At 70.4% G+C, this 17,935-nt stretch carries 18 protein-coding genes; 6 read left to right on the top strand and 12 right to left on the bottom strand.

Annotated features, from left to right (window positions below; all coding sequences use genetic code 11):
* Positions 1–16 precede the first annotated feature (16 nt).
* From P7V53_RS21425 to P7V53_RS21375, 11 genes are all read right to left on the bottom strand, one after another.
* Positions 17–859: a quinoprotein dehydrogenase-associated putative ABC transporter substrate-binding protein gene (locus tag P7V53_RS21425; RefSeq protein ID WP_280151539.1), complete on the bottom strand. Its 843-nt coding sequence runs from the start codon at positions 857–859 to the stop codon at positions 17–19.
* A gap of 61 nt (positions 860–920) precedes the next feature.
* On the bottom strand, positions 921–1,319 hold the full coding sequence (locus tag P7V53_RS21420; protein WP_280156574.1) for a cytochrome c: 399 nt from the start codon (positions 1,317–1,319) through the stop codon (positions 921–923).
* 76 nt (positions 1,320–1,395) lie between these two features.
* Positions 1,396–3,195, bottom strand: coding sequence for a methanol/ethanol family PQQ-dependent dehydrogenase (locus P7V53_RS21415; protein WP_280156573.1), 1,800 nt, complete (start codon positions 3,193–3,195; stop codon positions 1,396–1,398).
* A gap of 45 nt (positions 3,196–3,240) precedes the next feature.
* A complete protein-coding gene (gene fae, locus P7V53_RS21410) occupies positions 3,241–3,753 on the bottom strand; it encodes a formaldehyde-activating enzyme (protein WP_280151538.1) in 513 nt (170 codons plus the stop codon).
* Between the two features lie 72 nt (positions 3,754–3,825).
* Positions 3,826–4,797: a triphosphoribosyl-dephospho-CoA synthase gene (locus P7V53_RS21405; RefSeq protein WP_280151537.1), complete on the bottom strand. Its 972-nt coding sequence runs from the start codon at positions 4,795–4,797 to the stop codon at positions 3,826–3,828.
* Positions 4,766–5,725 carry a RimK family alpha-L-glutamate ligase gene (locus P7V53_RS21400; RefSeq protein WP_280151536.1) on the bottom strand — a complete coding sequence of 320 codons (960 nt, stop codon included), beginning with the start codon at positions 5,723–5,725 and terminating at the stop codon, positions 4,766–4,768. The genes P7V53_RS21405 and P7V53_RS21400 overlap by 32 nt, the downstream gene beginning before the upstream one ends.
* Positions 5,722–6,702 carry a methenyltetrahydromethanopterin cyclohydrolase gene (gene mch, locus P7V53_RS21395; protein ID WP_280151535.1) on the bottom strand — a complete coding sequence of 327 codons (981 nt, stop codon included), beginning with the start codon at positions 6,700–6,702 and terminating at the stop codon, positions 5,722–5,724. Before mch ends, P7V53_RS21400 begins: the two co-directional genes overlap by 4 nt.
* 67 nt (positions 6,703–6,769) lie before the next feature.
* Positions 6,770–7,903 carry an ATP-grasp domain-containing protein gene (locus tag P7V53_RS21390; RefSeq protein WP_280151534.1) on the bottom strand — a complete coding sequence of 378 codons (1,134 nt, stop codon included), beginning with the start codon at positions 7,901–7,903 and terminating at the stop codon, positions 6,770–6,772.
* Between the two features lie 8 nt (positions 7,904–7,911).
* The gene (locus P7V53_RS21385; protein ID WP_280151533.1) at positions 7,912–8,820 is read right to left on the bottom strand and encodes a methylenetetrahydromethanopterin dehydrogenase; all 909 of its coding nucleotides are present in this window, start codon (positions 8,818–8,820) and stop codon (positions 7,912–7,914) included.
* Between the two features lie 95 nt (positions 8,821–8,915).
* A complete protein-coding gene (locus P7V53_RS21380; protein ID WP_280151532.1) occupies positions 8,916–9,959 on the bottom strand; it encodes a beta-ribofuranosylaminobenzene 5'-phosphate synthase family protein in 1,044 nt (347 codons plus the stop codon).
* A gap of 10 nt (positions 9,960–9,969) precedes the next feature.
* A complete protein-coding gene (locus P7V53_RS21375) occupies positions 9,970–10,461 on the bottom strand; it encodes a dihydroneopterin aldolase (protein ID WP_280151531.1) in 492 nt (163 codons plus the stop codon).
* A gap of 212 nt (positions 10,462–10,673) precedes the next feature.
* Between P7V53_RS21375 and P7V53_RS21370 the strand changes: the two genes are divergently transcribed.
* The 6 genes from P7V53_RS21370 to P7V53_RS21345 all read left to right on the top strand — a co-directional run bounded on the left by P7V53_RS21370 (position 10,674) and on the right by P7V53_RS21345 (position 17,210).
* Positions 10,674–12,650, top strand: a complete 1,977-nt coding sequence (locus P7V53_RS21370; protein ID WP_280151530.1) for a sigma-54-dependent Fis family transcriptional regulator — start codon at positions 10,674–10,676, stop codon at positions 12,648–12,650.
* Positions 12,647–13,225, top strand: a complete 579-nt coding sequence (locus P7V53_RS21365) for a flavoprotein (RefSeq protein ID WP_280151529.1) — start codon at positions 12,647–12,649, stop codon at positions 13,223–13,225. Before P7V53_RS21370 ends, P7V53_RS21365 begins: the two co-directional genes overlap by 4 nt.
* Complete coding sequence (locus P7V53_RS21360) at positions 13,204–14,604, top strand: DUF6513 domain-containing protein (RefSeq protein WP_280151528.1); 1,401 nt, start codon at positions 13,204–13,206, stop codon at positions 14,602–14,604. The genes P7V53_RS21365 and P7V53_RS21360 overlap by 22 nt, the downstream gene beginning before the upstream one ends.
* Positions 14,605–14,607: 3 nt before the next feature.
* Positions 14,608–15,198, top strand: coding sequence for a DUF447 domain-containing protein (locus tag P7V53_RS21355; RefSeq protein ID WP_280151527.1), 591 nt, complete (start codon positions 14,608–14,610; stop codon positions 15,196–15,198).
* A complete protein-coding gene (locus P7V53_RS21350; protein ID WP_280151526.1) occupies positions 15,195–15,935 on the top strand; it encodes a (5-formylfuran-3-yl)methyl phosphate synthase in 741 nt (246 codons plus the stop codon). The genes P7V53_RS21355 and P7V53_RS21350 overlap by 4 nt, the downstream gene beginning before the upstream one ends.
* A 291-nt stretch (positions 15,936–16,226) precedes the next feature.
* Entirely contained in the window at positions 16,227–17,210 is a 984-nt protein-coding gene (locus P7V53_RS21345; RefSeq protein ID WP_280151525.1) for a hypothetical protein, read from the top strand.
* A gap of 62 nt (positions 17,211–17,272) precedes the next feature.
* Here the strand turns inward: P7V53_RS21345 and P7V53_RS21340 are convergent, their stop codons facing one another.
* Positions 17,273–17,935, bottom strand: a complete 663-nt coding sequence (locus P7V53_RS21340; protein WP_280151524.1) for an aspartate kinase — start codon at positions 17,933–17,935, stop codon at positions 17,273–17,275.

Below are 17,935 nucleotides of genomic sequence, written 5' to 3'. Positions count from 1 at the left end.
CGGAACTCCGGCCGGCTCAGCGCGAGGGCGCGGGGGCTGCATCGTCCAGCAGGGGTACGCCGTACTCGTTCAGGATGGCGAGGATCTGCGGGCGCAGCTTGATCATCGTGTCTTCGATGCGCTGCTTCCACTGCGGCTCGCCATAGCGCACGCCCATCGCCATCGCGTAGTCGAACTTCAGGCCCGGCTCGGCGGTCATCGGCACGACGACGAGGTCGCGATCGCGCACCCGCTTGGCGAAATAGCCGCCGATGGGTCCCCACACGATGGCCGCGTCGAGCTTGCCGCCGGCCAGGTCGCGCTCGACGATCTCGCCGGGGTATTGCGCCGGGTCGGCATTGAGGATGTGATAGGGCACGCCCTGGTCCACGAGGTCGTGGCGAGCGAGCCACTCCGAGCCCGGGGACCTGTCGTACACGCCGATGCGCAGCTTCTTGCGGCGGTCGGCGGGCAGGCTCAGCAGGTCGGCCGAGCTCTTCACCGCGTCCAGGCCGATGCCCTTGGGGAACACCAGCACGTAGGTCGAGCGGTAGTAGGGCTTGGTGGCCGACACCTGGTCGAAGCCCGCGGGCACGCCGATGACCACGTCGCAGCGGTAGTCCTCGCCGGGCAGCTTGAAGCGCAGCGTGTTGCGGATGAAGGCCATGCGCTGCGGGAACGAGTAGTAGCTCAGCGGCAGCGCGAGCTCTCGTGCGAAGAGCTCGGCGATCTTGTTCTCGAAGCCCTGTCCGGCGGCGTTCGAGAACGGGAGGTTGTTCGGGTCCTGGCAGACCTTGAAGCGCTGCGGCGCCGTGTCGGCCTGCGCCGCGGCCGTGCAGCCGACGGCGGCCAGCGCCAGCCCGGCGAGCCAGCGCCTCACCGCAGCGCCGGCCCGAAGGCCGGGTGCAGCGGGGCGGGCCACCGTGCGGCGTCCGCCGTCGTCAAGGCATCTCTTCGACCTTGGCACGCGTGATCGCCCCGTCGGAGCGTCCCTTGAGGTAGGCGTACAGCGCATCGATGTTGTCCATCACGGCCTTGTTGGTGCCGAAACTCTGCATGCCCTTGTCGAGCCGGCCGTCGCGCACGGTCTTGATGAAGTCTTCCTTCGACAGGGTCTTCAGGCTGTTGACCAGCGACGGGCCGACCATGCCTTCCTGGTTGGCGCCGTGGCAGCGGTCGCAGGCGGCAGCGCGCCAGGCGCGAAAGCCCTTCATCGTGAAGGCGTCGACCTTGTAGCCGTCGACGACCTTGTAGGGGGCGTTGGGATTGCTCTCCTGCGCCGGTGCGGCCATGGCGGCCAGCGGCAGGGCGATCAGCAGGGTGCGTGCAAGGGTCCTCATCATGCGACTCTGTCCTCGGGGTGGTACGACAGGAGGATCAACGGCGCTGTTGGGGGCGCCGTTGTCCTCGCGAACGTCAGTTCGGCAATGCGAACACGGTCAGCGATCCGCCCAGCTCGGTGAACTTGGCCAGGTCGCGGTAGCCGCCGACGGCGCCGAGGCCGTCGGTGTCCTTCTCGAGACCCGCCGCCATGCCGATGCCGGCCCAGCCGCCGATGCCCGAGAACACGCCGATGTACTGCTTGCCCTTGTGCTCATAGGTGAACACGTTGCCGATGATCCCGGACGGGGTCTTGAACTTGTAGAGCTCCTTGGTGATGTCCTTCGCGTCCACGCACTTCAGGTAGCCCTCCAGCGTGCCGTAGCACGAGATGCCGCCCGCGGTGTTGAGCGATCCGCTCCAGACCGAGAACTTCTCGGGCTTGCTCTGCACGATCTTGCCCGAGCCGGCGTCCCAGGTGATGTAGTTGCCCATGCCGCCGTGGCTGCCCGGGGTCGGGTACATCGACAGCGTCGCGCCCACGTACGGCTGGCCGGCCGTGTACTCGACCTTGAACGGCTCGTAATCCATGCACACGTGGTTCGTGGGCACGTAGAACAGCCCCGTGTTCGGGTCGAACGAGGCCGGCTGCTGGTCCTTGGACCCCAGCGCCGCCGGGCAGATGCCCTTGGTGTTGACGTCAGGCCCGCCCTTGGCGGTGGAGTACTTCGCGACCACCTGCGGCCGTCCGGACTTCATGTCGACGTGCGTCGCCCAGTTGACCTTCGGGTCGAACTTCTCGGCCACCAGCAGCGCGCCCGTCGTGCGGTCGAGCGTGTAGCCGAAGCCGTTGCGGTCGAAGTGGACCAGTGCCTTCGTCGCCTTGCCCTTGACGTTGATGTCGGCCAGGATCATCTCGTTGATGCCGTCGAAGTCCCACTCGTCGTACGGCGTCATCTGGTAGACCCACTTGGCCACGCCGGTGTCCAGGTCGCGCGCGAAGATGGTCATCGACCACTTGTTGTCGCCCGGGCGCTGCGCCGGGTTCCAGGTCGACGGGTTGCCGGTGCCGTAGTAGACGAGGTTGGTGGCCTTGTCATAGCTGTACCAGCCCCAGGTCGTGCCGCCGCCGGTCTTCCACTGGTCGCCCTGCCAGGTCTTCAGCGACGAGTCCTTGCCGACCGGCTTCAGCGCGCCGTCGGTCCAGGTCATCGTCTTGGCCGGGTCCATCAGCATCTCGTTGTCCGGCCCGGTGCTGAAGGCCTTCCACACCGGCTTGCCGCTGTTGATGTCGTAGGCCGCCAGGAAGCCGCGCACGCCCCATTCGCCGCCGCTGATGCCGGTGATGACCTTGTCCTTGAAGACGTGAGGCGCGTTGGTGTTGACGGCGCCGACCTTGGGATCGCCGTTCTTCACCGACCAGACCACCTTGCCGGTCTTGGCGTCGAGCGCGACCAGCGTGCTGTCGGCCTGCTGCAGGAACACCTTGCCCTCGGCATAGGCCACGCCGCGGTTGACGGTGTCGCAGCACATCTGCGGGATCACCGCCGGATCCTGCTTGGGCTCGTACTTCCAGAGGATCTGCTGATCGTCGAGGTTGATCGCGAACACCTTGTTCGGGAACGGCGAGTGCAGGTACATGATGCCGTCGACCACCAGCGGGGAGCCCTCGTGGCCGCGCAGCACGCCGGTGGAGAAGGTCCACGCCACCTGCATCTTGCCGACGTTGCCGGTCGTGATCTGGTTCAGCTTGCTGTAGCGCTGGTTGTACATGTCGCCGGCCTGCATCGCCCAGTTCTTCGAGTTGGCGATGTTCTTCTCCACGTCGGCGTTGGACCACGCCAGCGCCGGCGCGGCGAGCGCCAAGGCGGCGATGTGCCACCGGCGCCAGGTCATTCTCGAAATCCTCATCTGTGTCTCCTTCGTTGTTGCGGGAACGGATCAGGTCGCTGCCTGGAAGGGGTGTGCCACCTTGCTCTTCTTGTCGACGACGTCGGCCGCGGTCGGCTCGCGCCGGACGGCGCGCTTGATGGACTCCTTGGTGGCCTGGTAGTTGTATTCCTGGATCTTCTTGTCGTCCTCGGCGAGCCAGTGGATGAACACGCCGACGCAGATGAACAGGTCGTCCGCCTCGGCCGCCGGGATCGTGCCGTCCTCGACGCAATCGGCCACCGCCATCGCCACCGCGCGCTGCGCCGGGCCGAACATCTGCACCGCCTGCTTGGCGCCCTTGATGGTCACCTTGTTGAACATCACCGTCGCCGGCTTGGTGACGAGGTTGGGGGCCACCACGGCGAGCAACGAGGTGAAGCCGTCCTTGTTGTTGGTCAGCGCGTGGGCGAACGCCGACTCGACCGGCGAGCCGCGGGGCCCGATGATCAGGTCGATGTGCGCGACCTCGTTGCCTTCCCCTACGAGTGACTCTCCAACCAGCATGCGATCAATCGTTGCCATGTGTGCTCTCCGGTTCCGGGTTAGCGAAATGAACTCCCGCGAGGCTCGCTGCCTGCGCAGCAGGGATCGCTCTCAGATTCCGTGCCGGGTTGACTCGGTAGAAACACTAGGCTCGCCGGCCGTCCGAGCGTCCAGGGGGGCCCGGCCGCACAGCGCCGATGCGAACGCGACCGCCACGCTCAGATCCGCGCTGGTGCCGGGGTTGAGGGCGCGCGACTTGAGGTCCTCGTCCCAGCGCACGTAGCCGGGATCGTCGTCCAGCGGCTCGCCGCGGCGCGCGCGGGTGCGCCATGCCGCCGCCTCGGCCATGACACTGTGCGCCACGGCCCAGCCGTGCTTGCGAACAATGTGTGAATCGGGGAAGGCGGAAAGGAACTCCAGGTAGACCCGCTGCATGGCGGTCGCCGCCGCGGCATCGTCCGGCGCTCCGGCGCGGCGTGCCGCGTGCAGCGACGCGTCGAAGGCGGGCAGGCCGAGCTCGAAGACATCGGCATGCCCGTGCACGTACTGGAACGCGATGCGGTCGCGATGGGCCGCGAGCGACATCGCCGTGCGCAAGTCGACGGTCGGCGGCGCCGCGACGTCCTGCTCGGGCGACGAGCCGAGGCCGCCTGGCCGCGCCAGCGCGATGGCACGGTAGGCCGCGCGCGCGTCGGCCACGTCCAGCCCCTGCAGCACCTCGGCCAGCGCGCGGCGCAAGGCCTGCACGCCGCCCGTCGGTGGTCGCCTCTCGTGCGCCGCGGCGAGCGGAGCGCACAGCAGCACGATGCCCAGGTTGGTGTTGCAGCCGGCGACGGCCCAGCTCGCCTGCACGGCGGACTCGATGCGCGCTCCGACCGCGGCGCCCGGTCGGCACAGCGGCCCCGCGCAGGCGGCGGCGCTGGCGATGAACTGCTCGGCCTGCATGCCGTGGCCAGGCGAGGCGAGGCCGACATTGCCGGCCTTGCGGGCGGCAACGTCGAGGTGGCAGGCCCAGAGGAAGGCTGGGTCGGCGCTCACCGTGTCCCGCGCCTCATGCCCGCCGCTGCTGTGCCCAGGCCGCATGCTTGCGCTCCAGCAGGTCGTCCACGATCGCCTGCGCGATGCTCACCCGGGTGACGCGCTGCAGCCCCTGCCATGCCGCCACGCCGTTGACCTCGAGCACCTGGATGCCGTCGTCGGTCGGCAGCAGGTCCACGCCGGCATAGTCCATGCGCAGGGCGCCTGCCGCGGCGCTGGCCAGCCGGGCGAGCTCGGGGCCGCAGTCGGTCTCCAGCGACTGCGGCTCGCAGCGGGCGCCTTGCGCGACGTTGTGCACCCAGTGCTCGCTGACGCGCCGCATGGCCGCCAAAGCGACGCCGCCGACCACCAGCACGCGCCAGTCGTGTCCCGGCGACTGTCGCGGCGGCACGAAGCGCTGCAGGTAGGCCAGCTGCCCATAGGAGCCGTCCAGTTCGGGCAGCGGCACGTGCGCACCGTCGACCCAGCCCAGGCGCTGCAGGCCGTGGCCCTGCGAGCCGAACAGCGGCTTGAGCACCAGCGAGCGGCGCGCGGCGCTCTCGCGAGCGACCAGGCGCTGGGCGGCGGCCGCCGATTCCATCGCCCAGGTCGGCGGCGTCGGCACGCCCGCGGCGCGCAGCAGCAGGCTGGTCATCGACTTGTCGACGCTGCGCTCGATGGCGCGTGCATCGTTGTAGACCGGCACGCCGAACTCGCGCAGCGCGTGCAGCACGCCGAGCCGCTTGGTGACCTGCTCGAAGGTGCCGCCGGCGATGCCGCGAACCAGCACCGCATCGGGCAGGTCGCTGCCGTAGCCGGGCAGCACGAGCCCGTGCCAGGCGTGGGTGGTGTCGATGCGGCAATCGGCCAGATCGAGGCAGCGACCCTCGGCCCCGCGTGCCTGCAGCGCGCGCTGCAGCTGGCGGGTGTGCCAGCCGGTCTCGTCCGTCATGATCGCGACCCGCAGGCCGCGCCGGGTGGCGACGGCTCTCATGGCGCCTGCCACAGCCGCAGCAGCAGTTCCATGTCGAGCCGCCCGGCATGCCAGGTGCGGCCCGATCCGAGATGGCTCACCCACACCTCGGCCGGCGCGAACAGCGCGCCGTCGAGCTGGTAGAAGTCGAACCCGGCGGCTTCGAACAGCTCGGCGAAGGAGCGCCCATGGTCGCGCGAGTTCGACGACGGCAGGCGCATCGCAAGCTCGTGCGCGGCGTCGGCGTCGCCCTCCACGCACAGGTGGACCTGCCCGCCGTAAAGGATCGCGTCGTTGGTGCGGCCCATCGCCTGCACGCCGTCGGCCGTCGGCGCCGGCAGCGGCGCGCGCGCGGAACCCTCGACGATGTTCGCCAGCGGAAACCTCAGCTCGTGCGCCCGGTGCAGCGCAACTTCGAGCACGCGCGCGACGACCTGCGTCGTGCCGGCCAGGCTGGTGGTGGGCGTCAGGATGAGGCTCAATCCTTCGGGCGCCAATGCGCAGTCGCGCAGCAGCTTCTCGACGATCACCTCGGGCGGCAAGCGGTCGACCTCGAGCACCAGTGCGCCGTGGTCGCAACGGTCGGCGTAGCCCAGCTCGGTGAACAGGTCCTCCTTGCCGGCCAGTGCACGCGCCGGCCCGGAGCCCAGCGCGAAGAACTTCCGTCCGCCCGTCTCTTCCTTGCTCGCCGCGAGGCTCCAGCCGGCGTACTGGCTTGCCAGGCAGGCCAGCACCGGCTGCGAGCTGCGCACCTGCAGCCAGGTCGGCCAGCCGGCGCGTCCGTCGCTCACCAGCCCGACCTCGCCCAGTCCGCCCATGCAGACCTCGGCGACGCGCAGGCCTGCTTCGATGCTGCCCCGCACCGCGATGCCCGCATCGATGAGCGTGACGCCGTGCGGCCCGCGGCCCACCGCCACGCGCAGCCGGTCGGCGTCGTCGCGCAGGCGCGCGAGCGGCGCGCCGGCGAGGCGGTTCACGCTGAGCAAGGGCTGGGTCATGACGAGATCTCCTCCATGGCTAGTGTCGTGAGTTGGAAATACGTCGAAAACGCCACCTATTTCCAACTCACGACACCAGTTCCGATGCGATGCGCGCGGCGCGCCGGGCCAGCAGCTGCTCGACGGCGTGCGCATCGGCGGCCTCGGCGCTGACGCTGCACACCGGTTCGCCCCGGACGAAATGCGCCGCGCCCACGGGCAGGTCGTGACAGTGTGTGGACCCTGCGAGCCGCTCGGCCAGCACGAGGTCCATGCGGCAGCCGCGCGGCGCGAACACGATGCGGCTGCCGCGCACGCCGGGCCGGTGCTGCGCCGGCGCGGCCGGCAGGCGGCCCTGCATGGCCTGCACGTGCGCGCGCAGCAGGCCTTCGGGCCAGGCATCGGGATGCAGCACCATGCTCGCCGACGGCCGTGGATTGATTTCGAGCAGCCATGGTTGGCCGCGTGCTTCGATGAAGTCCAGGCTGGCGAGGCCGCGCAATCCGAACGGCGGCACCAGCGCGTCCAGCACGTGCGCGATGCGGGCCTGCAGCGCCGCATCGGCGATCGGCCCGATGGCGCCGCCGAAGACATGCGGATGGCTGCCTTGCCGCTGCACGAGCAGGCGGTTCAGCGCGATCAGCGTCGCCCGGCGGCCGTCGGCCAGGAACAGCGCCGACATCGGCTCGCCCGGCTGGATGCGCTGGTAGTAGGTGTCGGGATGCACCGGGCCCGCATCGCCGGCCTCGCGGATGTGCCAGCCGCCGCATCCGCCCGCGCGCTTGGCCAGCCAGCCGTGCGGGTCGCCGGGCGCATCGAATGCCACCGTCGGATGCGCCAGGCCGAGCCGATCCAGCGTGGCGAAGAAGCGGCGCGCATCGCGCAGCGCCGCCACCGAGGCGCCGTCCATGCCGCACAGCGGCAGGCGCGGGCCGCCGGCATCCAACAAGGCAGGCACGCCTTCGAAGCCACCGCCCGCGACCCAGCCCGTCATGCCCGGCTCGCCGTCCAGTGCCGCCAGTGCCACGCGCAGCCGCAGCGGATCGATCGCCAGCGTCGCGGGCTCGCCGATCGGCAGCCAGCGCTGGCTGGCCCGCCGCGTGTCGCGGTCGCCGAACAGGTCGAGCGCGATCACGCGCCAGCCGCCCTGCTGCGCCGATTCGGCCAGCGCGCGTGCCGACACGCCGGCCACCACCAGCGCGGGACTGTCGGCGGCGGCCATCACGACGCTCAGGAAGACTTCTCGGCGAGCACCTCGCGCGCCATCGAGAAAGCCTCGGCGAAGCCGAAGGCCACCGGCCGCTCGGCCTCGCGCATGCGCATCAGCAGCCGGTGCTGCACCTGGTACTTCACGTTGCCGATGGCCAGCGCACCGATGCCCACTGCGGCGGTGCCCTCCAGCGGCTTGGCGTCGTCCATCACGCCCACGCCGGCCAGGCCCTCGGGGGGCACGGCGTTCACGTCGGCGGCGACCAGCATCCGCGTGGCGGCTGCGCGGTCCTCGGGGCTCATCACCTGCACCCCGGCGGCGGCGACGCCCATCACCACCTCGGCTTCGGCCAGCGTGGTGCGCAGGTGCGCGCCGTCCTGTCCCGAGACGCCCTGCAGCGACACCCCGAAGCGCCGGCCGGTCTCGGCGGCAGCCGACTCGGCGGCGGCCGCTCCCTTGTGGCTGGAGATCAGCGCCGTGGCGCCGAGCTGCGCGCACAGCACGGCGGCGATGCGTCCCACCGGGCCGGTGCCGCCCAGCAGCACGACGCGCTTGCCGTCGAGGCCCGTGTCGTGGCGCCGGCGCAGCGCCGTCTCGGTGGCGGCGACCAGCGCCGCCGCGGTGGTGTACGAGCCGCTGGGATCGGCGAAGACCGACACGACGAAGGGCGGCACCATCGCCTTGCGCGACCGCTCCAGCATGTCGGCGGCGACGATCACGTCGCGTCCGCCGATGAAGATGCCGGTGCGCGCCACCCCCTTGGGGCCGCGCGAGAAGATCGCGTCCTGCGTCAGGCCCGCGATCGCGTCCGGCGCGACGCCGCAGTACGGCACGATGACCTGATAGCCGGCGTCGGCGGCCATGTTGACGTCGAACGGGCTTGCCTGCGCGCCCGGGGTGAACAGGTGGAGGATGTAGGGGCGTTCCATGGCGTGGGGGTCAGCGCGGGGTTGGAGGTCGGCAGTCGATCATCCCGTCTCCCGCTTGCGGGAGAGGGCCAGGGCGATGGCATCGCAAGAACCCATCAGCCGCTCCCCTCGTCGACACCGGGCAGCGACGTGATCGTCGCGCCATGATTTCGCGCGGCGACGACCTTCAGCGTGAGGCCTGCCTCGACGACGCCGGCCAGGCGGGCGGCGGCGACGATGACCTCGGCTTCCTGCGCCGAGGGCAGGATGGCGAAGCCGGTCGGACCCCATGAGCTCTGGCCGACCGCCGACGGCGCGTGCGAGGCGATCCACTCGATCAGCCGGGCCACCGCGGGGCTGGTGAAGCAGCGGCCCTGCTGGGCCGGCGCGAAGTGCTGGCCGAGCAAGCGCTGCATGCGCGTGAGGCCGATGGCGAAGGGAGCGAACTCTGCGCCCGCGGCGCCGGGCAGCAGGCGCATCAGCACCTCGTGGCAGATCTCCGCCGAGGTCTCGCGCGGCAGCGGCGGCAGCGTTGCGAGCGCGGCCTTTTCCTCGGCGCCGCTGAGCCCACGGGCGCGCGGATCGAACACCAGCAGCACGCGCCAGGCCGCAGGCAGCTCGATGCGCGACAGCAGCGCGGCCGGCGTGCCGTCGCTGCGCGGGCCGCCGTCGAGCAGCAGGCCGCCGACGTCGAAGCCCGCGATGCCGACACCCGAGCGCTGGCCGCGTCCGGTCAGTCCGGCGATCTGGCTGCTCGTCATGGCGACGTCGAACAGCGTGCAGAACGCGCGGCCCACGGCGAGCGCGAGCTGCGTGCCCGAACCGAGCCCGGCGTGGGCGGGCAGCGCGCGGCGGATGTGCAGTGCTAGCGGCGTGCGGCAGCGCGTGGCACGCCGCAGCGTTTCCACATGCGTGCGTGCGCGCGTCAGCTCCGCGATCGCATCGGGTGCGGCCACGAACGCGTCGGTGCGCGCATGCTCGAGCTCCACGACGGTCTCGAGGCCGTCGATCACCAGGCCGAGGCTGCCGAAGCGCCTGCCCAGCGTGGCCGCGGGATCGAGGAAGCCCAGATGGAGTCGGCCGGGCGCCTGCACGCGCACCGCGCCGGCCTGCCGTGTCGAGGCGCCGGTGCGGCTGGCGATCGCGAGCTCGGTGTCCATGGCCGCCGCGTCAGCGTCCGCCGGGCACGAGGCCGGCGCCGATGAGGCGCAGCGTGCTCGCGGCGCGGTGCCCGGCGTCCAGGTGGGGGGTGCGCCGCCGCTCGATCATCACGCCGACGGCGGCCGCATCGTCGAACTTGTGCGGCTTGGACACCCGCACCCGGACCCAGTGGGCATGGAACTCGTACAGCGCAATCTGTGCCACCTGCTCCGCCAGCGCCTCCAGCAGCTGAACACCGTGTTCCACCATCAACCGCTGCAGGCGCGTGCGCAGCTCGCCGTAGTCGATCGTGTCGGCGATGCAGTCGGTGTCGCAGGCGCGCGGCCGCGGCACCCCGGCACACACGTCGATGGCCACCGGCTGCGGCTTGTGCAGCTCGCTGTCGTGGATGCCGATCACCGTCTGGCCCACGAAGCCCTCGATGAAGATCAGGTCCAGCGGCTCGGCTGCGGCCACGGGCGCTGCCTCATGGACGGAGGCGAGCACGGGGGCATTCGTCATGGGTTCTCCTCGAGGCGAAACGCGTCGCGATGAGGGCCGGATTGCAACTTGCAGGCCATTCGCTCTCATGGAAAACCCGCGCAGGCCGCCTGTGGGCGGTGCGCAACCAAGGTTCACAAACTCGGCGTGCGCTTTGCTCGCCGTTATTACAGAATCGGGCCCAGATTCGTCAGGCAGGCAGTCCGCCCAGAGCGAACACCGGAGACAACACAATGCCCATCAGCGATCCGCTGCAACACGCGAACCGGGTCCTGGATGTCGTTCAGCGAGGCGCCCGCAGTCTCACCAGCGATGCCGTCGCACAGTCGTGGGCGCGGTGCCTGAACGAGCATCATCTCGATCCCACCCAGCGCCGGCGGCCGCAGGTGCTCAGCCGCGCCGAGCTGCCCACGCGCCAGGGCCGCATGGCGGCCGTGCTCGATTGCGCCCGCTACGAGATGACCACGCTCTACCAGCAGCTCGGCGATCCCGAATCGGCGGTGGTGCTGACCGACACGCAGGGCGTCATCCTGCACATGGTCACTTCGCCGGACTTCGAGCGGCAGGTGCAGCCGCTCGGCCTGGAGGTCGGCGCCGTCTGGAGCGAGGCCGAGGCCGGCACCAACGGCATGGGCACCTGCGTGGCCGAGGCCGGGCCGATCGTCGTTCAGCAGACCGACCATTTCCTCAGCCAGTACACCTCGCTCACTTGCTCGGCCGTGCCGCTGTACGACCCGGCCGGCGAGATGACTGCCGTGCTCGACGTGAGCAGCCGCTCGACGATGGCGCAGCAGCACCTCCTGGTGCTGCTCGGCATGACGGCGCGCATGATCGAGAACCGGCTGATCGACCAGCGCTTTCGCGACGCGCACCCGATCCACTTCCACAGCCGTCCCGAGTTCGTCTACACGCTGCACGAAGGCAAGCTCGTGGTCGACGGCGAAGGGCAGGTGCTGGCCGCCAACCGCAGTGCGCTGCTGCAGCTGGGCGCGGGCTCGGTGCGCGAGCTGCGCGGCTTCAAGCTCGACCAGATCTTCCAGACCACGCTCGACGACATGCTCGAGCGCAGCTCGCGCGCGGCCTTCCATCCGGTCGTCACGTACCGCGCGAATGCCGCCCATCGGTTCTTCGCGGTGGCGCGCCAGCCGGCGCGCGACGAGAGCAGCGGACTCACGCGCGTGGCCGACCCGTCGCCGCTGCGGCAAGCCGTCGCCCCGCGCAGCCGGATGCTGTCGCTGCCCGCGGCATCGACGCCGCGCTTGCAGCGCAAGCCCACCTTCGCCGACCCGCGCCTGGAGGCGCATCTCAACACCGCCAGGCGCGTGGTGGTGCGCGGAACGCCGCTGCTGCTGCGCGCAGAGACCGGCGCCGGCAAGGAGGTGTTCGCCCGTTCGGTGCACACCGACAGCCCGCGCGCCGACGGTCCCTTCATCGCGATCAATTGCGCAAGCCTGCCCGAGACGCTCATCGAGGCCGAGCTCTTCGGCTACCGCGCCGGCGCCTTCACCGGTGCCGAGAAGAGCGGGCGGCGCGGCAAGATCGCGCAGGCCGACGGCGGCACGCTGTTCCTCGACGAGATCGGCGACATGCCGCTCGCGCTGCAGGCGCGACTGCTGCGCGTGCTCGACGAGCGCATGGTCACGCCGCTGGGCACCGACGAGCCGAAGCCGGTCGACTTCCAGCTCATCAGCGCCAGCCACCGCAACTTGGCCGACATGGTGGCCGAGGGCGGCTTCCGCGAGGACCTGTATTACCGCCTGGCCGGCATCGAGCTGCAGCTGCCCGCGCTGCGCGAGCGCAGCGACCGCGCCGAGCTGATCCGCAACGTGCTGGCCGACGAAGGCCGGCCCGACGCCGCCATCCATCCTGCGGCCTGGGATTTGCTGATGCGCCATCCATGGCCCGGCAACGTGCGACAACTGCACCATGTCCTGCGCAGCGCGGTCGCGCTGGCGGATGGCGCTGCCCTGACACTGGACCACTTCCCCACGCTGGCCGCCCCGGCGACCCCGGAGCCGGGCAGCCCGGCCGGCGAAGCCGCTCCGCTGGCGCTGTCGGCAGAGCATGCGCGGGAGCGCCAGGAGCTGCTCGAGCAGCTGGCGGCGCAGCGCTGGAATGTGAGCCATGTGGCCAAGTCGCTGGGAATCAGCCGCAACACTCTGTACCGGCGGATGCACAAGCTGTGCATCCCGGTGACGCAGAGCGGGTGAGCGCCGGCGGAGGCGACGGGCTCAAGCGTTTCGCCTGGGCATTGACCGGCTCGGGCCACTGCCTCGAGGAGTCGATCGCGCTCGCATCGCGCCTGCCGCAGGTCGACCTGTTCCTCTCGGCCGCGGCCGAAGAGGTGCTGCCGATGTACGGACTGCGCATCGAGTCGCTGCGCGAGCGCTTTCGCATCTTCCGCGACAAGACGATGAGCGCCGTGCCGGTGGGCGAGCTGTACACCGAGGCCTACCACACGCTGGTGGTGGCGCCGGCGACGAGCAACACGGTGGCCAAGTGCGCGTTCGGCATCAGCGACACGCTGCCCACCAACATGTTCGCCCAGGCCGGCAAGCTCGGCATCCCGGGCCTGGTGTTCGCCTGCGACACCGAGCCGGTGGTCGTCACGCGAGCGCCGCACGACTGGGTGACCTTGCGGCCGCGCAACATCGAGCTGGACAACGTCGAGCGGCTGCGCAGCATCGACCACTGCCGCGTGCTGTGCTCCACCGCCGAACTGGAGGCCGCGCTGACCCAGCGGCTCGCCGAGCTGTCGCTGGCATGGAACACATCGTCTTCCTGACGGGCCGGCTGGCCGAGCCCGCGCTGCGCCGCGTGCTGGCGGGCATGGCGCCCGATGCGGCCGATGCGCCCTTCAGCTGGGAGGTGCGCGAGATCGGGCTGCAGGTGGCGGCGCTGATGACGGCCGACATGATCCGCCGCCGCGTGCCCGCGCCGCTGGCCGCCGACCGCATCGTCGTGCCCGGACGCTGTCGCGGCGACGTGGACGCGCTGTCCGCTCACTTCGGCGTGCCGGTGCAGCGCGGCCCGGAGGAGCTCAAGGACCTGCCGATGTTCTTCAAGCGCAGCGGGAGCCCGGTGGCGCTCGACCGCTACGAGGTGGCCATCTTCGCGGAGATCGTCGACGCCCCGCGTCTGGGCGTGGAAGCGATCGTCGCGCGCGCGCGCTCGCTGGTCGCCGACGGCGCCGACGTCATCGACCTCGGCTGCCTGCCCGACACGGCGTTTGCGCATCTCGAGGACAGCGTGAAGGCCCTCAGGGCGCAGGGCTACGCCGTGAGCGTGGATTCGCTCGACAGCGACGAGCTGCTGCGCGGCGGGCGCGCGGGCGCCGACTACCTCCTGAGCCTCACGCCGGACACCTTGTGGATCGCCGACGAGGTCGCCGCCACGCCGGTGCTGATCGGCCGCTCGCCGCAGGACGAGGCTTCGCTGTGGGCGGCCGTCGACACGATGCAGTCCCGCGGGCGCCGCTTCCTCGCCGACGCCATCCTCGACCCCATACCGTACGGCCTGCTGGCCTCGCTGGTGCGCTATCAGCGCCTGCGCGAACGCTTTCCGCAGGCGCCCATCATGCTCGGCGTGGGCAACCTCACCGAGCTGATCGAGGCCGACACCAGCGGCATCAACGCGGTGCTGCTCGGCATCGCGGCCGAGCTTCGCGCCGGCGCCATCCTCACCACGCAGGTCAGTCCGCACGCACGGCGCGCCGTCCGCGAGGCCGACTGGGCGCGCCGCATCATGCATGCCGCGGCCTCGCAGCAGATGCTGCCCAAGGGCCTGTCCGACGCGCTGATGACGGTGCACGCCAAGCGGCCGTTTCCCGACGAGCCCGAGGAGATCGCGGCGATCGCGGGCCAGGTGCGCGACCCGAACTTCCGCGTGCAGGTGTCGCGCGAGGGCCTGCACGTCTACAACCGCGACGGCCTGCGGCTGGCCCGCGATCCGTTCGCGCTGTGGCCGCGGCTCGGCCTCGAGCAGGACGCGGCGCATGCCTTCTACATGGGCGTGGAACTTGCACGCGCGCAGATCGCCTGGCAGCTCGGCAAGCGCTACGTGCAAGACCAGGAACTCGACTGGGGCTGCGCGATCGAGCGCGCGCCGGAGGATCTCGAGGCGCATTGCGCACCCGGCAGCACGCTGACCCACAAGAGCGCCTGAACCATGGCCGACCAGATCTTCGAGACCGTCGTCACCACTTGCTCCGCGGCCGGCGCGGTGCATGTCGCGCCGATGGGCGCGCGCTATGTCGGCGACGAGGTCGTGCTGATGCCGTTCAAGCCGTCCACCACGCTGGACAACATCGTGGGCACCGGCGTCGCCGTGCTGAACCTGCTGACCGACGTGCGCGTGTTCGCGGGCTGCGTCACCGGCCGGCGCGAGTGGTCCACCGTGCCGGCGGGCGAGGTGGACGGTGCGCGGGCGGTGCGGCTGGCCTGCGCGCTCGGCCATGCGGTGCTGCGCCTGGTCGAGCAGCGGGAGGACGCGCAGCGGCCGGTGCTGCGGCTGGCGCGCGTGCACGAAGCGCAGCACGCGCCGTTTCGCGGCTTCAATCGCGCGCAGGCGGCAGTGATCGAGGGGGCGGTGCTGATCAGCCGGCTGCACATGCTGCCGGCCGAGAAGATCGACGGTGAGATGCGCTACCTCCAGATCGCGATCGACAAGACCGCCGGCCCGGCCGAGCTCGAAGCGTGGGAATGGCTGCAGCAGGCGGTGGCGCGTCACCGCGCGGCGCAGGCGAGGGTCGCCGGATGACGCGGCTGCTGGTGAGTGTGCGCGACGCCGACGAAGCGCTGGCCGCTGCCGGTGCCGGCGCCGACTTCATCGACCTGAAGGACCCGGCGGCCGGCGCACTCGGTGGGCTGGCGCCGGCTCGCATCGCGAAGATCGTGCCCGTGCTGCGGGCGCGGTGCCCCGAGATCCCGATCAGCGCGACGGTGGGCGATCTGGACGCGCATGAACGCGAGACCATCCTGCGGCGCGTTGCCGACGTGGCGGCGTGCGGCGTCGACTACGTCAAGGTGGGCGTGTCGCCGTGCGCCGCGGCGGCGCCGCTGCTGAGCGCGCTCGCGCGCTGCGGTGCGCCGGTCGTGCCGGTGCTGCTTGCAGACCTGGGTGTCGATGCCGCGCTGGTCGAGGCGGCGTTGCGCCAGCGGGCCTTTCCTGCATTGATGCTCGATACGTCCGACAAGCGCGGCGGGAGCTTGCTGCAGCGCGTGCCGGTGGAGGTGCTGGCGCGCTTCGTGGCCCTGGTGCAGGGATGGAACTGCCTGGCCGGGTTGGCGGGGGCGCTTCGTGCCGACGATGCAGCGGCGCTGCGTAAGTTGGCGCCGGATTTCGCGGGATTTCGCAGCGCGGTGTGCGAAGGCGGGCGGGCGGGGCCGCTGGACCCGCAGCGAGTACGCGGCCTGCGCTTGCGGTTGGCGATGTTCACGGTCGGAAGTCGGCCAAGGCCTGCACACACTCAAAGCGAGGATCGCGCGAGAGCTTGAAGGTGCGGCTCAGTGCCGCATCTGACCCGCTGCTGCTTCGCGCCGCCGACGAGATCGATCGCGTGCGTAACGCGCTGCTCGTCGGTCCGGCCGCCATTGCGCCGTTCATCGCGCCAAGGCGACGTTGCCGCGCAAAGGGTCGCAAGCCGGCGGTTTGGTGCTCCGGTCCTGTCAATCAGCGGATCAGCCTTCGACCTAGGCGAAAGACGGGTCGATGCTCGGAAGTTGGCGGATGTTCGGTTGCAAGGCGCTCGCTAGAGTGATCCCCTTGCTTTTCGAAAGGTGCGAGCAATGGAAACGAATCCGAAGGATCAAGAGGCGTCCTCCAATGACGGCCAAGCCAAAACGACTGAAACGAAGCTCGAGAGTCCCGCCGATCCCGCCAGTGCGAAGGGTTCGAGACCCTTGGTAAGGCGCAACGCCATGGTCTTGCCTCAAATTGCGCAGACGCATGAGGACACTCCCAAACCCGACAGCGGTAGAAATTCCGGCGAGAACTCAGCCGGCGCGTGGGCGGCACCCGCCAAAGTGAAAGGCCCCGGCAAATCCAAGTCCTTGGAACTCGCTGCCGAGCGATCGGGCCACGACCCCAGCACGGGAAAGCCCGCGCAGAAAAGGTCCAGCGACGAGGTCCAAACGCCATCGCCCAAGACCCGAATCGGCAACGCTGGCGTCACCGTGGCAGGCAACCATTCGATCCAGAAGCCCCTCGTACCCACTCTGACCGACCATTTCCGCAGATCGCTGCTAAAGATCGCGACGGAGGCGAGCCAGACGATCGAATCCAAGAAATGCAAGAAACTGTCTGCGCGGGACCGCTACATCAACATGATCTATTTCGCACTCGGCGGCACACACGTTTCGAAGGACTGCCCCGAAGCGCAAGAGCAAGAAACGCTGGTAGAAGCGCTGCGCCAGGACGAGGCGCGGCTGTTATTGGCGCAACACATCCTTGCGCTGGGCGCCGCGCTGGATTCATCCACCCGATTCTTCGCGGAGCTCGCGCTCCTCGGGGGCGTGCCGCCGGCGCGTGAGTGGTGCGAAACGGAACTGGGCATCAAACCGGGTGTTCGGACCTGGTTCGGCGAGGTGCACGACTTCTACAAGATGATGCGCATCGCCGACATGGCCTCCGATGCCCAGCTCCGACTCGATGCGGTGATCCAAAGTGCTGTCAGAAAGACGCTGGCGGAAGCGCCCACGGCCTCCAAGGAGCGCGTCCTCGCCGATGTCACGAGGGCCGTCGTTCAAACCAAGGCCGAAATCAAGACCTGATCGCCGGCGCTGGCGAGGCAAGGGCGGCCGACGCGGCCCTTGCCGCATTCGTGTGGGCACGACTACACCGCCGGCTTGCGACCCTTGCGCGGCAACCTCGCCCCTGCATTCGCCTTGGTCGCGACGAACGGCGGAGCCACGGCCGGCCGGCCCAGCAGCGCATCGCGCACCCGCTCGATCTCGTCGCCCTGCACCACCTCGATGACGAAGGCCGCGTCGCTGGCCCAGTGACCGAAGCGCACGTCGAGCACGCCGGTCGCGCCGAGGTCCGCGATGGTGTGGCCGGGCTTCAGCTCGCAGGCCTTGACGACCACCAGGCGCTCGGCGTTGAGCCGCCGCGCCAGCCACAGCGCCAGGCTGTCGCTGGTCACTTCCCAGCTCGTCAGCTGATCGGGCGCGTCGCGCAGCAGCGAGAGCGGCAGCCACAGCGCGGGCCGGCCTGAATGCAGCGTGCTGCGGATGCCGTCCTCGTCGGTCACCAGCACCAGGCGGCGTTCCAGCGCGTGCAGCATCTGCGCCGTCTGCGCCATCGCCAGCACCGCCATGTTGTGCGCCGCCACGTCGTCGAAGCCCCAGTGCGCCTGCGCGTCGCGCACGGCCTCGGCGAAGGCGGCGCCGCCCGGCACCACCGTGACGCGGCCGCCGCCGAACTCGGCCAGCATCTGCAGCCAGTGCGGCAGGCGTGCGTCGCGCGAAAGGCTGCCGCCGAGCTTGACCACCCACAT

Origin of the sequence: Piscinibacter sp. XHJ-5 (assembly GCF_029855045.1) — a bacterium.
Lineage (GTDB): Bacteria > Pseudomonadota > Gammaproteobacteria > Burkholderiales > Burkholderiaceae_C > Albitalea.
This window is presented reverse-complemented; position numbering and strand designations above follow the sequence as displayed.

Coding starts and splice junctions, on each gene's coding strand:
- P7V53_RS21340 (WP_280151524.1), bottom strand. CDS start 17,935: ATGTGGGTGGTCAAGCTCGGCGGCAGCCTTTCGCGCGACGCACGCCTG.
- P7V53_RS21380 (WP_280151532.1), bottom strand. CDS start 9,959: ATGGACACCGAGCTCGCGATCGCCAGCCGCACCGGCGCCTCGACACGG.
- P7V53_RS21360 (WP_280151528.1), top strand. CDS start 13,204: ATGGAACACATCGTCTTCCTGACGGGCCGGCTGGCCGAGCCCGCGCTG.
- mch (WP_280151535.1), bottom strand. CDS start 6,702: ATGACCCAGCCCTTGCTCAGCGTGAACCGCCTCGCCGGCGCGCCGCTC.
- fae (WP_280151538.1), bottom strand. CDS start 3,753: ATGGCAACGATTGATCGCATGCTGGTTGGAGAGTCACTCGTAGGGGAA.
- P7V53_RS21345 (WP_280151525.1), top strand. CDS start 16,227: ATGGAAACGAATCCGAAGGATCAAGAGGCGTCCTCCAATGACGGCCAA.
- P7V53_RS21370 (WP_280151530.1), top strand. CDS start 10,674: ATGCCCATCAGCGATCCGCTGCAACACGCGAACCGGGTCCTGGATGTC.
- P7V53_RS21405 (WP_280151537.1), bottom strand. CDS start 4,797: ATGCGGCCTGGGCACAGCAGCGGCGGGCATGAGGCGCGGGACACGGTG.
- P7V53_RS21400 (WP_280151536.1), bottom strand. CDS start 5,725: ATGAGAGCCGTCGCCACCCGGCGCGGCCTGCGGGTCGCGATCATGACG.
- P7V53_RS21415 (WP_280156573.1), bottom strand. CDS start 3,195: ATGACCTGGCGCCGGTGGCACATCGCCGCCTTGGCGCTCGCCGCGCCG.
- P7V53_RS21350 (WP_280151526.1), top strand. CDS start 15,195: ATGACGCGGCTGCTGGTGAGTGTGCGCGACGCCGACGAAGCGCTGGCC.
- P7V53_RS21385 (WP_280151533.1), bottom strand. CDS start 8,820: ATGGAACGCCCCTACATCCTCCACCTGTTCACCCCGGGCGCGCAGGCA.
- P7V53_RS21420 (WP_280156574.1), bottom strand. CDS start 1,319: ATGAGGACCCTTGCACGCACCCTGCTGATCGCCCTGCCGCTGGCCGCC.
- P7V53_RS21375 (WP_280151531.1), bottom strand. CDS start 10,461: ATGACGAATGCCCCCGTGCTCGCCTCCGTCCATGAGGCAGCGCCCGTG.
- P7V53_RS21390 (WP_280151534.1), bottom strand. CDS start 7,903: ATGGCCGCCGCCGACAGTCCCGCGCTGGTGGTGGCCGGCGTGTCGGCA.
- P7V53_RS21355 (WP_280151527.1), top strand. CDS start 14,608: ATGGCCGACCAGATCTTCGAGACCGTCGTCACCACTTGCTCCGCGGCC.